Source organism: Agromyces aerolatus (genome assembly GCF_031432255.1).
Lineage (GTDB): Bacteria > Actinomycetota > Actinomycetes > Actinomycetales > Microbacteriaceae > Agromyces.
On record NZ_JAVKGQ010000001.1, the window covers coordinates 353,449 to 366,991 of the forward strand.

The following is a 13,543-nucleotide window of genomic DNA, read 5'->3' on the forward strand; positions in this document are numbered from 1 at the left end:
CGACTCACTCGGCATCAGGAACCGGCTCGGCCTCGGCCTGGCCGGTGCGGTGCCGGCCCTCGGCGAGATAGGCGAGCCGGTGCAGCGTCTCGGCGTTCCGTACCCGCAATGCGGGTTCGGTGAGGAGTCTCGGCACCCACGACCCCGGGCCTTCGACGGCCTCCTCCTGGATGCGCACGACGCATCCGTCACCGCGCGGTTTGACGTCGATGACGACGTGCGCCTCGCCCAGCGGCCAGCCCTTCGCCCGCAACCGCATGCGGTGCGGCGGCTCCCATTCGAGCGAGCGCGTCTCGTCGTCGATCACGAGCGGCCACGCGCCGACCGAGTGATGCAGCCGCGCCCCCTCGGCCGGCCACGCCTCGTCGACGTCGCGCATGCGCGAGGCGCCGACCACCCACGACGGGTAGAGCCACGCGTCGGCGAGCACTTCGAAGACCGCCTCGGGCGGGCAGTTCATGACTCGGACATTACGTGCCACGGATGTCTCCTCAAGGTCGCCTGCTCACGACCCTAGAGCGAGGCACCGACGGTGTGCACCGGGTTGACGAGTCAAGCGGTGCCTGGCATCGCCCGCGCAGCCATACAATCAGACTCCCAGCGCGCTGCGTTCCAGCGTGACCGCCCACCGTGAGGAGACCCCCGAGACGTGACCGACCGCGATCCTGCCGCCCGGCCCACTGCGTTCACGCACCCCGAGCCCGCACCGCCGCCGAGCTTCGAGATCGCCGACGAGCCCGAGCTGGTGCTCGTCCGCGCCACGCGGCGGTTCGATCGCGACGACATCGTCATGCGGAAGGGCGAGTACGCCCTGCGCAACGGTCACCAGACACCGCACGAGTCGATGGTCGAGGACCTGCTCGCGATCCGGCGGGTGCTCGACGACGCCGGGATCCCGCATCTCCTGGTGCGCGCCGACGGCATGCGACCGGTCCTCGCGGTCGATCGCGCCCAGCGCAAGGTGCTCGCACGGGCGTTCGCGGAGGCGTTCGCCGACGAGCCGTTCTACTCGGCCCCGATCGCCCCGAACAAGGCGAAGGGCACGGCACCGGTGCTGCTCGCCGACGGGCAGCTCGCCGCACATCGGAAGGCCAGTGCGTTCCGGCTCTACCGGCCGCGCATCGAGCCGCTCGGCCGGCTGCGGTACGGCAAGGAGACCGCGGTGCAGCTCGAGCTCTGGCGGTTCGGCGAGGAGATCATCGAGGCGCCGCTGCCGAACGCGCTGATGCGCACGACGCTGCCGCGCGGCGAGGCCGTCGAGGAGCCCGTCGAGCGCTACGGCACGACCTGGACGACGCTCGAGCACATGTGGCGGCCGCTCGCGAGCGATGTCGACTTCGACATCGACCTGGTGTTCTCGTGGGTCGACGGCTCGAGCGACGAGTTCGTGCGCGAGCGGGCCAAACGCATGCAGAGCTACGTCGTGGGCGAGGGCGACGACTCGGCGGCACGCTACCGGCAGATCGACGAGCTGAAGTACGCACTGCGCAGCGTGTACCTTTTCGCGCCGTGGGTGCGGCGGATCTTCATCGCGACGGACTCGCCCGCGCCCGCGTGGCTCGCCGAGCATCCTCGCGTGCGGATCGTGCGCAGCGAAGAGTTCTTCAGCGATCCCGAGGCGCTGCCGACGCACAACTCGCACGCGGTCGAGAGCCGGCTGCACCACATCGACGGGCTGGCCGAGCACTTCCTCTACTCCAACGACGACATGTTCTTCGGGCGACCGGTCTCACCCGACCTGTTCTTCTCACCGGGTGGCATCACGAAGTTCGTCGAGGCGGGCACGCGCATCGGGCTCGGCGAGTCCGCACCCGAGCGCAGCGGGTTCGAGAACGCCGCCCGCGTGAACCGGGCGCTGCTCGCGGGCCGGTTCGGCAAGGTGACGACGCGGCATCTCGAGCACTGCGCGGCGCCGCTCAGGCGGAGCGTCATGGCCGAGCTCGAAGCGACGTTCCCCGAGGAGTTCCGCCGGACGGCACGGGCGCAGTTCCGGTCGGCGACCGACATCTCGGTCACGAACTCGCTGTACCACTACTACGCGCTGATGACCGGCAAGGCGGTCGTGCAGCAGAACGCGCGCGTGCAGTACATCGAGACGACGCTCAAGCGCGCGCTTCCCGCGATGGACCGTCTGCTCAAGCGGCGCGACCAGGACATGTTCTGCCTCAACGACGGGTCGCGCCCCGAGATCCCCGTCGAGGTGCGGACCGCCGCGGTCACCGAGTTCCTCGAGCGCTACTTCCCATTCCCGGCTCCCTGGGAGAAGGGCGCGGACGCGAGCCCGGTCGCCGGTGTCGAGGCCCCCGCTATGGCAGCAGAATCGGCTCGGTGAACGGCCCCTCGGCGAACCGGCGTTCGAGCTCGTCGACCTCGCCGAACACGTCGGGCATGACGCTGGCGTCGGCGGGTGCGAAGCGCACGCCGGCGGCGCCCAGCCGCCGGGCGCTCTCCTCCGCGTCGATGTAGTCGAGTGCGGGGAACGCGCCGAGCGGCACGACCGAGTGCAGCACGGTCGACGGGTAGACGTGCACGAGGTTGAAGGCGCGCGCGCCGTCGCGGCCTCGCGTGCCCCCGACCGGGACGTTCAGGTCCTGCGTGTAGCAGGTGGCTGAGGCCACGGACACGGGGATCCCCGCGAACGTCGCCGTCGACGAGTAGTGCAGGTGGCCCGCGAGGATCGATCGGATGTCACTGCCCGCGACGACCTCGGCGAGCGCCGACTGGTCGTGGAGCTCGACGGATGCGGCGAGGTCGAGCACGCTCGGCACGGGCGGGTGATGCATGGCGAGGATCGTGCCGTACGGGGCATCCGTCGCGAGCTCTTCGGCGAGCCAGTCGAGTTGGTCGCCCGAGACCTCGCCGTGGTGGTGCCCGGGCACGGTCGTGTCGAGCGTGATCACGCGGAGCCCCTGGACGTCGTCGACCCGGTCGACGGGGCGGGTGCCGCCGGCGGGCTGACCGAGCAGCGCCCTGCGGAACTCGGAACGGTCGTCGTGGTTGCCCATGACCCAGATGACCTCGGCGCCGAGCCGCTCGGCGGCGGGCTCGACGATGCGGCGGAGCCGGTCGTACGCGTCGGCCTCGCCCTTGTCGGCGAGGTCACCGGTGAAGACGATCGCGTCGGGCCGGCCACCGGATGCCTCGAACTCGTCGAAGAGCTCACGCAGGTGGCGTTCGCTCGCGACCCGGTCGTACAGGGTTCGGCCGCCGCCCAGCAGGTGGGTGTCGCTGATGTGCAGAAGGAAATGACTCGGCCGCGGGTGTTCGGCCGTCCGGCTCGTCACGAGGAATCCCATCGTCTCGGATGTTGCGCAGCTTCGGGCTTCTTGCGCGCGACATTAGCCGATCATCTGCGACTGAACGGGCGGTGAACGCGGCGTGTGCGGGTTCTGTGCGGGGCAGCGCAATGCTGACCATGCCTCGGACACATAGCAATGCATGGATTCCGCCCTCGGTGAACGGCGATGTCGGAGGGTCCGTTTAGCTTGATTCCCGACCCTCACCAGTGAGAAGTTTGAACGCTGCGCGGGCGCATTTGGGGGTGCGTCTCTGCGCACCGAATGCTGCGCATTCGCCCTCCCGTTCCCCGCTCCCGGAGATCTCATGCTCGGAAAGCTCCTCGTCCGTTATCTCAAACCGTATTGGCTCCTGCTGCTCGGCGTCCTGGTCTTCCAGACCCTGGCGGCGTTCGGCAACCTCGCTCTGCCCGACCTCACCGCCGACATCGTGAACAACGGCGTGGCGCAGGCCGACACGGCCTACATCTGGTCGAGCGGCATCACGATGCTGACCATCTCGCTCGGTCAGATCACGGCGTCCATCATCGCGACGTTCTTCGCCGCGAAGGCGGCCATGCGCCTCGGTCGCGACATCCGCAACGACGTCTATCAGCGGGTGAGCGGGTTCTCCGAGCGCGAGGTCTCGCAGTTCGGGCCGGGCTCGCTCATCACCCGCAACACCAACGACGTGCAGCAGGTCCAGATGCTCACGATGATGAGCGCGACGTTCCTGATCACGGCGCCGCTGCTCGCGATCGGCGGCATCGTCATGGCGCTGCGCCAGGACATGGGGCTCAGCTGGCTCATCGCGGTCGCGGTGCCCGCGCTGCTGATCATGGCGATCATCATCATCAGCCGCATGGTGCCGCTCTTCCGCAAGTACCAGAAGAAGCTCGACAACGTGAACCGCATCATGCGCGAGCAGCTCACGGGCATCCGCGTGGTGCGGGCGTTCGTGCGCGAACCGATCGAGGCCGACCGCTTCCGCGTCGCGAACACCGACATCATGGTCGTCGGCCGCAAGGTCGGCTCGCTGTTCGTGCTGCTGTTCCCGCTCGCGATGCTGATCCTGAACGTGACGATCGTGGGCGTGATCTGGTTCGGCGCGATCGAGGTCGACGCGGGCACCGTGCAGATCGGCACGTTGTTCGCCTTCATGCAGTACGTCGGGCTCATCCTCATGGGCGTGCTCATGGCGAGCTTCATGACGATGATGATCCCGCGCGCCGCCGTGTCGGCCGAGCGCATCGGCGAGGTCCTCGACAGCCGCTCGACGCTCGAACGGCCGGCGAACCCGATCACGACGTTCCCGACGCCCGGCACGGTCGAGTTCCGCGACACCGAGTTCGCGTACCCGGGCGCCGAGCAGCCGGTGCTGTCCGGAATCTCGTTCGAAGCCCGTCGCGGCGAGACCGTCGCGATCGTCGGCTCGACCGGTGCGGGCAAGACCACGCTGGTCTCGCTCATCCCGCGGCTGTTCGACGCGACGGGCGGCACCGTGCTCGTGAACGGCGTCGATGTGCGCGAAGCCGACCTCGACCGCCTGTGGTCGACGATCGGACTGGTCCCCCAGCGTCCGTTCCTCTTCAACGGCACCGTCGCATCGAACCTGCGGTTCGGGCGGGAAGACGCCACCGACGAGGAGCTCTGGCACGCGCTCGAGATCGCCCAGGGCCGCGACTTCGTCGCCGAGATGGAGGGCGGGCTCAACGCACGCATCTCGCAGGGCGGCACGAACGTGTCGGGTGGTCAGCGGCAGCGGATCTCGATCGCCCGCGCGATCGTGCACCGTCCCGAGGTGCTCGTGTTCGACGACTCGTTCTCGGCGCTCGACCTCACGACCGACGCGAGGCTGCGACAGGCGCTCTGGCGCGAGCTGCCGGACGTGACCAAGATCGTCGTCGCGCAGCGCGTCTCCACGATCACCGATGCCGACCGCATCGTCGTCCTCGAAGACGGCGGCATGGTCGGGGTGGGCACGCACGCGGAGCTCCTCGAGACCTGCCGCACCTACCGCGAGATCGTCGAATCCCAGCTCGGAGCGGAGGCCGCACGATGACCAGCCCCACCCCCCTCAGCGAAGAAGAACAGCTCGAACTCGAGCTCGGCGAGCAGGCGCGCATCGCCTCCGACTCGTGGGACAGCGTCGCGCCCGGCAAGGCCGACAACTTCGGCAAGAGCTTCGGCCGGCTCATCGGCCTGCTGAAGCCGCACGCCATCGGGTTCATCTTCGTCTCGATCCTCGGCGCGCTCGGCGTCGTGCTCACCGTGATCGCCCCGAAGGTGCTCGGCGAGGCCACGAACATCATCTTCGAGGGCGTCGTCACCGCGAGCCTGCCGGTCGGCATCACCCAGGAGCAGGCGGTCGAAGGCCTCCGCGCCGCCGGCCAGACCGACTTCGCCAACATGGTCGCGGCGATGGACCACTTCCGCCCGGGCGAGGGCGTCGACTTCGTCGCGCTCAGCCAGGTGATCATGCTGGTGCTGCTGCTCTACATCGCGGCGTCGGTGCTCACCTGGCTGCAGGGCTTCGTGATCAACATCATCATGGTGCGCACCATGTGGCAGCTCCGTGAAGACGTCGAGGCGAAGATCAACCGGCTTCCGCTGCGGTACTTCGACCGTGTGCAGCGCGGCGAGCTGATCTCGCGGGTCACGAACGACATCGACAACATCACGCAGACAATGCAGCAGTCGCTGTCGACCGTGGTGACCTCGGTGCTCACCGTCGTCGGCGTGCTCATCATGATGTTCTCGATCTCGTGGCAGCTCGCGCTCGTCGCGCTCGTGGCGCTGCCGCTCATGGGCGTGATCTTCGGCATCATCGGCCCGAAGTCGCAGAAGGCCTTCGGCATCCAGTGGCGCAAGGTCGGCCGGTTGAACGCGCGCGTCGAGGAGTCCTTCTCGGGCCACGCGCTCGTCAAGGTGTTCGGTCGCGAGCGCGACTCGCTCGAGAAGTTCCGCGAGGACAACGAGGAGCTGTATCAGGCGGCGTTCAAGGCGCAGTTCCTGTCGGGCATGATCATGCCGGGCATGACCTTCATCGGGAACCTCACATACGTCGGCATCGCGGTGCTCGGCGGGCTCATGGTCGCGGGCGGCCAGCTGCGGCTCGGCGACGTGCAGGCGTTCATGCAGTACTCGCAGCAGTTCACCCAGCCGCTGTCGGAGCTCGGCGGCATGGCCGCGGTCGTCCAGTCCGGCACCGCGTCGGCCGAGCGGGTGTTCAACCTGCTCGACGAGGACGAGCAGGACCCGGACGCGGCGAACGCTCCCGCCCCGGTCGACGGCGACGGCACGATCGAGTTCGAGAACGTCTCGTTCTCGTACCACCCCGATCGTCCGCTGATCCGCGACCTGTCGTTCCGCGTCGAACCCGGGCAGACGGTCGCGATCGTGGGCCCGACAGGCGCCGGCAAGACGACGCTCGTGAACCTCATCATGCGGTTCTACGAGCTCGACCGCGGGCGAATCCTCCTGAACGGACAAGACATCGCGGCGCTCACCCGCCACGACGTGCGCGCCCGCACCGGCATGGTGCTGCAGGACCCGTGGCTGTTCGCGGGAACGATCCGCGAGAACATCCGGTACGGCCGGCAGTCCGCGTCCGACGAGGAGATCGTCGACGCGGCGAAGGCGACCTACGTCGACCGGTTCGTGCACTCGCTGCCCGACGGGTACGACACCATGCTCGACGAAGACGCCGCGAACGTCTCGGCCGGTGAGAAGCAGCTCATCACGATCGCGCGCGCGTTCGTGTCGCAACCGTCGGTGCTGATCCTCGACGAGGCGACCTCGTCGGTCGACACCCGTACCGAGCTGCTGCTGCAGAACGCGATGGCCGCGCTCCGCGCGGGACGTACGTCGTTCGTGATCGCGCATCGGCTCTCGACGATCCGCGACGCCGACCTCATCCTCGTGATGGAGCACGGCGACATCGTCGAGCAGGGCAGTCACGACGAGCTGATCACCGCGAAGGGCGCGTACTACCGGCTCTACAACTCGCAGTTCGAGCAGGCCGCGACCGACCTCGACGCGGAGCTCGCGGCCGAGCAGGGCACGGTCGTCGAGGGCGACCCCGCGATCCAGGGACTCGAGTCCTCGCCCGGCGAACCGGAGGCCGACACCGCGAAGGTGTGATCCCGTTGGTCGAGTGAGCTGCGCGCCAGCGAGCGCATCGAGACCCGGCGCCGGTCGAGGAGGCCGGCTGCCGGGTCTCGATACGCGCCGGGTCTCGATACGCGCCCTCCTTCGTCGGGCGCTACTCGCCCAACGGGGTGACGACGACGGCGTCACACCTCGTCGCGGCCCTCGACCTCGAGGGCGTTGTCGCGGTCGCCCCCGATCGCACCGGCGTCGCGGCCTTCGGCCGCGCGCTCATCGGCTTCGGGCGAGTCCTCGGAGACCTCCCAGGTCTCGTCTTCGAACTGATCCGGGCGCCCGCCCCGGGCGTCGAGGCCGAGCGGTTCCTCCAGCGGGTCGACGAAATCGGTCATCTCGTGCTCCTTCCTCGTGCCTTCGACCGTAGGCGAGCCGGGTCTCGACCGGAAGGGCTTGCACACGCGCAAGGGCCAGCACGAGGCATCCGTCGCCAATAAGCTGGCTGTGCCGTGACCAGTTCTCCTTTCGCCCCCGCACGCCCGTGGCGCATGTGGCTGGTGTGGGCGGTCGGCATCGCCGGGTACGTGCTCTCGGTCACGAACCGTACGTCGCTCTCGGCGGTCGGCACCGACGCCGCGGTGCGGTTCGACGCGGATGCCTCGACGCTGTCCATGTTCGCGGTCATCCAGCTGTTCGTGTACGGCGCGATGCAGATCCCAGTGGGTCTGCTCCTCGACCGGTTCGGTGCCCGCCCGATCATCACCATCGGCATGATCCTGATGGCGCTGGGCCAGGTCGTCATGGCATTCGCGTCCGACGTCGGCATCGGCATCGTCGCTCGCGTGCTGATCGGCGCGGGCGACGCCGCAGTCTTCCCCAGCGTGGTGCGGCTCATCGCGACGTGGTTCCCGGATCAGCGGAACCCGCTCATGGTGCAGCTGACGGGGATCATCGGCCAGACCGGGCAGATCATCTCGATCCTCCCGCTGGCGGCGCTCCTGCACGCCACGACGTGGAGTATCGCGTTCGGCAGTCTCGCCGGCCTCGGGCTCGTGCTCGCGGTGCTCATCTTCCTCATCGTGCGGAACCGGCCTCCAGGCCGGGTGGCCGACATCGCGGTCGACACGCAGACCGGCGCGATCCGCGTCGTCCGGAGTGCGGCCGATCTGCGTGAGGGCTTCCGCCAGTCGTGGGCCCACCCGGCGACCAGGCTGGCATTCTGGTCGCACTTCGCGACGCCGTTCGCGGGCACGGCGTTCGTCATGCTGTGGGGGTTCCCGTTCCTGACCGCGGGCGAGGGGCTCTCGCCGGCGACCGCGTCGCTGGTGATCACCTCGTTCGTGGTGTTCGGCATCGTCGCGGGCCCGGTGATCGGTGCGCTCTCGAGCCGGCACCCGATGCGCCGTTCGACCCTGCTCGTGCTGCCGACGGTCGCGTTCCAGGCGGTCGCGTGGCTGGCCGTCATCCTGTGGCCGGGTCAGGCGCCGCTCTGGCTGCTGTTCGTGCTCGCGTTCGCGCTCGGGACGGGCGGCCCGGCCTCGATGATCGCGTTCGACCACGCCCGCACGTACAACCCGAGCCACCGGCTGAGCACCGCGACAGGCATCGTCAACGGCGGCGGATTCTTCGCGGGCCTCCTCGCGATCCTGTTCATCGGCAGCGCGATGGACCTGCAGGGTGCGGGCACGCCGTCGACGTACACGCTCGAGGCGTTCCGTATCGCGTTCCTCACCCAGGTGCCGCTCTGGGTGCTGGGCGTGACGTTCATCGTGATCGAGCGTCGGAAGACCCGCATCCACATCGGCCTCAGGGAGCCGCGCGCGCCGCGCCGGACCCGGGGCCCACGCCGCCGGGGCGGCCCGACCGAGGCCTGATCGGCCGCGCTGAGCGGCGTCCACAACCGCACCGCGTCCGACCGCCTGCGCCAGCTGTGACCGTCGCGGCTGGCGCAGTTCGTCGAAGGTGGCGGGGCAGCCGGTACGTGGCGCGGCAGCGGGTACGCGGGCAGCGGGGAGGGCGCGGCGCCGTCACTCGTCGGCGAGCAGCTCGCGGAGGTCGTCGGCGGTGAGCGCGGAGCGCTGGTCCGGCTGGCCGGCATCGCCCTCCAGCACCGCGGCGACGAGCTCGCCCTTGCGGCGCTTGAGCGTCATGACCTTCTCCTCGATGGTGTTCGCGGCGACGAGCCGGTAGACCATGACCTGCTTCGCCTGCCCGATGCGGTGCGCACGATCGACGGCCTGATCCTCGCTCGCGGGGTTCCACCACGGGTCGAGCAGGAACACGTAGTCGGCCTCGGTCAGGTTGAGGCCGAAACCGCCGGCTTTCAGGCTGATGCAGAACACGGAGGCCTCGCCCGAACGGAACCGCGCGATCTCGGCATCGCGCCGCGCGAGCGGCGTCGATCCGTCGAGCCAGGCGAACGGCACGCCCTCGGCGGTCAGCCGCTCGGCTGCCTTGCCGAGGAACGACGTGAACTGGCTGAACACGAGTGCCCGGTGCCCTTCGGCGAGCACGTCGTCGAGCTGTTCGAAGAGCGCGTCGAGCTTGGCTGAGGCGAGGCCCGTGTGCGCCTCGTCGATGAGGCTCGCGTCGAGCGCGAGCATGCGGAGCAGGGTCAGCGACCGGTACACGATGTGCCGCTGCCGGTCGAGGTCGTCGACGAGGCCGAGCAGCTTGGTGCGTTCGCGTTGCAGCGTCGCGTCGTAGAGCCGGCGGTGCCGCGGCGCGAGCTCCACGGTGAGGATCTGCTCCTGCTTCGGCGGCAGCTCGGGTGCGACCTGTTCCTTGGTGCGGCGCAGCATGAGCGGGCGGATGCGTCGCCGCAGGCGCTCGAGCCGTTCGCGATGACCGGCCTCGATGGGCCGCCGGTACTGTTCGTCGAAGGCCCGTCGCGACGGGAAGAGACCGGGCGCCACAATCCGCAGGATGGCCCACAGCTCGCCGGTGTGGTTCTCGATGGGCGTTCCGGTGAGCGCGAGCCGGAACGGAGCCCGGATCGCGCGGGCCGCGTCGTGCACCTTCGTCGCGGGGTTCTTCACGAACTGCGCTTCGTCGAGCACCAGGCCGGCCCAGTCGCGGGCCGCGAAACGGGCGGCGTCGAGCCGCAGCACGGCATAGGTCGTGACGACGACATCGGCGGTCGCGGCGGCAGCCGCGAGCCGGCCGCGGTCGGCGGTGTCGGTCGCGAGGACGGCGGCGACACGGAGCCCGGGGGTGAATCGTGCGGCCTCGGCCAGCCAGTTCGAGGCGACCGAGGACGGTGCGACGACGAGGAACGGGTGCGGCGAGGCATCCGCCCGCCGCGCGTGCGCGATCAGCGCGAGCGTCTGCACCGTCTTGCCGAGCCCCATGTCGTCGGCGAGGATGCCGCCGAGGCGGCTGCGCCACAGCAGCGCGAGCCAGCGGAACCCGTCGAGCTGGTACGGCCTCAGCTCGACCTCGAGGCCGGGTGGCGGTGGCGTGTCCGCGCCGTCTCGGCCGGTGAGCCCGCTGACGGTCTCGCGCCACGAGACCGCGGGCTCGGCCTGATCGGCGAGGTCCTCGAATTCCGCCCACAGCGCGACCTGGCTGCGGTGGATGCGCACGCCGGTCTCCCACTCGTCGAGCGTCCCGGCTTCGTCGAGGAGGTCGCGCAACGGCTCGAACAGCGGCTGCGTGAGGTCGAGGTAGGTCTTGTCGACGAGCAGCAGACGACGCTGCCCCTTCGCGAGCGCGCGGAACAGCGGCATGAACGCCACCTTCCGGCCGTTCACGGTGACCACGACACCGAGGTCGAACCAGTCCGTCTTGGGCGACTCGACGGTCGTCACGGTGAGCTGCGGCACGCCGGCCTCGCGGTAGTCGGGCGGGTCGCCCGTGACGTCGACGCGCACGCGGTCGAGGCGGCGCAGGCGACGGATGACCCGGTCGGCGAACCAGGCCACGTCGGCGCCGCGCAGGGTGATCGGCGCCATCGGCAGTCCGCCGAGCTCGTCGCGCGCGGGCTCGATCACCTCGGGATCGAGGTCGGGGTCTGCCGCATCCGAGCCGGATGCTCCAGCCGCGGCATCGAGCACCGGGTCGTCCGCGATGAGCTCGCGGCGTCCGTCGGCGTGCTCCCAGTGCCACGCGAGGTGCAGCACCTCGTCCGGCTCGAAGCGGGCGTGGAGCACGAGGGTCGCGGGCATCGGCGGCGGCGGCTCGAAGCTGTCGTCGTGGCTCGTGATGGGCAGCGCCTCCGCGAGCCTCGGGTACGCGGATCGCAGGAACTCGACGGCTTCGCCTGGAACGACCCGGATGTCTCGTGGCTGGTCGAGCACCGCACGCTGGGCGGGGCTCAGTCCACCCGGGACGGGTGCGAGCGTGAGCTCGCCGGCGGCGAAGTCGAAGGCGTAGAGGCCGTGGTCGCCGATCGCGCGGGCGGCAGCGGCGGGCATGACGCGTCCGTCGAGCTCGACGTTCGGTGTCAGCACGAGGTCTGCAGTGCCCGCGTGCGTGGGCAGGTCCGCGCGTGCACGGGGCTCGCCCGAGGCATCCGGTCGGTCGTATCGCGCGTCGAGCCCGACCGTCGCGCTCGTCGCGAGGCGGACCGTTCGCGTCGCCGGCGAGCCGACGAGCGCGACGCCGAGGCGGGCCGCGTCGGCGAGGTGCGCCCAGAGCAGCGGGCTCTCGTACTCGTCGAGCGTGATCCACTCGGAGCCGTAGGTCGTGTACACGCTGGGGCTGCGGCCCTTGAGCAAGGCGAGATGGGCGAACCAGCGCGCCTGCTCGGGGTCGTAGCCCTGTGACGCGCCCTGAAACGCGATGTTCTGCCAGGTGAGCCCGGCTTTCGCCCACCCGTTGCGGGCTCCGGCGGCCACGGGCCGCACCGCCAGACGGTCGACGCCGTCGGCCCGCTTCGCGGGCTCGTCACGCGGTCCCTGCCAGTCGCCGTCGCGGCGAGCGCGGCGTCGCCGGAGCTCGAACTGGAGCGCGAGCGCGCGGAACCCCATCGCGGGCCGTGCGCCGGGCGAGGCGTCATCGCGGGCTGGCGGCCCTGATGCGCCGCCTGCCGTGATGCCCAGCACCTCGAGCTGCGCCCGCCAGTCGGCGGTCGGCGGATCGAGGGGCATGCGTTCATGCTCGCACGCTCCGCTGACAGGCGGTCATCGCGCGAAGCCGGTCCGCGACTGTCAAGCCCACGCCACCGCGCACGGCCGAGTGCGAGAGTGAGACCATGACCCACCACAGTGACCAGCGCGATCACCACGACGGCGGCCTCGGCAGCGAGGGCACGATCCCCGACGAGCCGGGCAGCGTCGGCGTCGGCGCGGGCGAGCCCACGACGTTCGAGCCCGAGGAGGACCCGGAGGCGGCGGCGAACCGGGACGACGACGCGGCCGAGCCGAACGAGTAGTCGCCCGCCCCACGACGGCGCGGCCGCTTACGCGAGCACGTCGCCCGTCGTCCCCGAGACCACGAGGTCCGCGCGTGCACGCGTCGGCTCGATGAGGCGCGCGTTCGCGCCGTCGACGTCACGCGCGTAAGCCTCGGCCACCTCGGGCGTCCGCCCGCCCGCGCGGTGGCGGGCGATGAGGCGAACCATCCGTTCGCTCTCCGGCGCAGCGCAGAACCAGGCCTCGTCGAGCAGCCCGCGAACGCGCCCCCAGGGCTCGTCGTCGCACAGCAGGTAGTTGCCCTCGACGACCACGATCCGGGCCTCGGGCTCTATGGCGATCTCGGCGGCCACGGGCTCGTCGGCGGCGCGTTCGAAGCTCGGGGCGTACACCGTGTGGCCGGTCTCCCCGCGGAGCCGCTCGAGCATCGCGACGAACCCCCAGCCGTCGAACGTGTCGATCGCGCCCTTCCGCTCGCGGCGCCCGAGGCGGTCGAGCGTCGCGTTCGCGAGGTGGAATCCGTCCATCGGCAGGTACGCCGCCGCGACCGCGCCGCGGGCCGTCACGGCGTCCACGACCGCGCGCGCGAGCGTCGACTTGCCCGCACCGGGGCTGCCGGCGATGCCGATGAGGAGCCGGCCGCCGTCACCCGGCGCGCCGAGCAGACGTTCGACACGAGCCGCAAGGGCGTCCGCAGCGTTCGGGGTCACGATGACCACCCTAGGCGGGCAGGCGCGGATGCAGGTGCCTTTTCGTGGTGCGCATCGGGCCGTGGTAATACACTAGTGTGATGTTCTACATCGCTCATCC

The 13,543-nt window shown here is 70.3% G+C and carries 10 protein-coding genes; 5 read left to right on the top strand and 5 right to left on the bottom strand.

Annotated features, from left to right (window positions below):
* Positions 1-4 precede the first annotated feature (4 nt).
* Positions 5-481 (bottom strand): SRPBCC family protein, encoded by a 477-nt coding sequence (locus RH864_RS01685; RefSeq protein WP_310515759.1) that lies wholly within the window; start codon positions 479-481, stop codon positions 5-7.
* Positions 482-790: 309 nt separating this feature from the next.
* Here RH864_RS01685 and RH864_RS01690 point away from each other — a divergent pair, with 309 nt between their 5' ends.
* Positions 791-2,332, top strand: coding sequence for a stealth family protein (locus RH864_RS01690; RefSeq protein WP_310516011.1), 1,542 nt, complete (start codon positions 791-793; stop codon positions 2,330-2,332).
* On the opposite strand, the gene RH864_RS01695 is transcribed toward RH864_RS01690, so the two are convergent.
* Entirely contained in the window at positions 2,307-3,296 is a 990-nt protein-coding gene (locus tag RH864_RS01695) for a phosphodiesterase (RefSeq protein ID WP_310515760.1), read from the bottom strand. The two genes, RH864_RS01690 and RH864_RS01695, sit on opposite strands and share 26 nt — an antisense overlap.
* A 307-nt stretch (positions 3,297-3,603) precedes the next feature.
* Between RH864_RS01695 and RH864_RS01700 the strand changes: the two genes are divergently transcribed.
* Positions 3,604-5,337 (top strand): ABC transporter ATP-binding protein, encoded by a 1,734-nt coding sequence (locus RH864_RS01700; protein ID WP_310515761.1) that lies wholly within the window; start codon positions 3,604-3,606, stop codon positions 5,335-5,337.
* The gene (locus RH864_RS01705; protein WP_310515762.1) at positions 5,334-7,418 is read left to right on the top strand and encodes an ABC transporter ATP-binding protein; all 2,085 of its coding nucleotides are present in this window, start codon (positions 5,334-5,336) and stop codon (positions 7,416-7,418) included. Before RH864_RS01700 ends, RH864_RS01705 begins: the two co-directional genes overlap by 4 nt.
* Before the next feature lie 152 nt (positions 7,419-7,570).
* Here RH864_RS01705 and RH864_RS01710 read toward each other — a convergent pair whose 3' ends face one another.
* On the bottom strand, positions 7,571-7,774 hold the full coding sequence (locus tag RH864_RS01710; RefSeq protein WP_310515763.1) for a hypothetical protein: 204 nt from the start codon (positions 7,772-7,774) through the stop codon (positions 7,571-7,573).
* A 153-nt stretch (positions 7,775-7,927) separates the two neighbouring features.
* Here RH864_RS01710 and RH864_RS01715 point away from each other — a divergent pair, with 153 nt between their 5' ends.
* A complete protein-coding gene (locus RH864_RS01715) occupies positions 7,928-9,253 on the top strand; it encodes an MFS transporter (RefSeq protein WP_310516012.1) in 1,326 nt (441 codons plus the stop codon).
* 153 nt (positions 9,254-9,406) lie between these two features.
* On the opposite strand, the gene RH864_RS01720 is transcribed toward RH864_RS01715, so the two are convergent.
* Positions 9,407-12,469: a DEAD/DEAH box helicase gene (locus tag RH864_RS01720; protein ID WP_310515764.1), complete on the bottom strand. Its 3,063-nt coding sequence runs from the start codon at positions 12,467-12,469 to the stop codon at positions 9,407-9,409.
* Positions 12,470-12,573: 104 nt separating this feature from the next.
* Here RH864_RS01720 and RH864_RS01725 point away from each other — a divergent pair, with 104 nt between their 5' ends.
* Positions 12,574-12,753: a hypothetical protein gene (locus tag RH864_RS01725; protein WP_310515765.1), complete on the top strand. Its 180-nt coding sequence runs from the start codon at positions 12,574-12,576 to the stop codon at positions 12,751-12,753.
* Between the two features lie 27 nt (positions 12,754-12,780).
* Here RH864_RS01725 and RH864_RS01730 read toward each other — a convergent pair whose 3' ends face one another.
* Positions 12,781-13,443: a nucleoside/nucleotide kinase family protein gene (locus tag RH864_RS01730; RefSeq protein WP_310515766.1), complete on the bottom strand. Its 663-nt coding sequence runs from the start codon at positions 13,441-13,443 to the stop codon at positions 12,781-12,783.
* Positions 13,444-13,543: the final 100 nt, after the last annotated feature.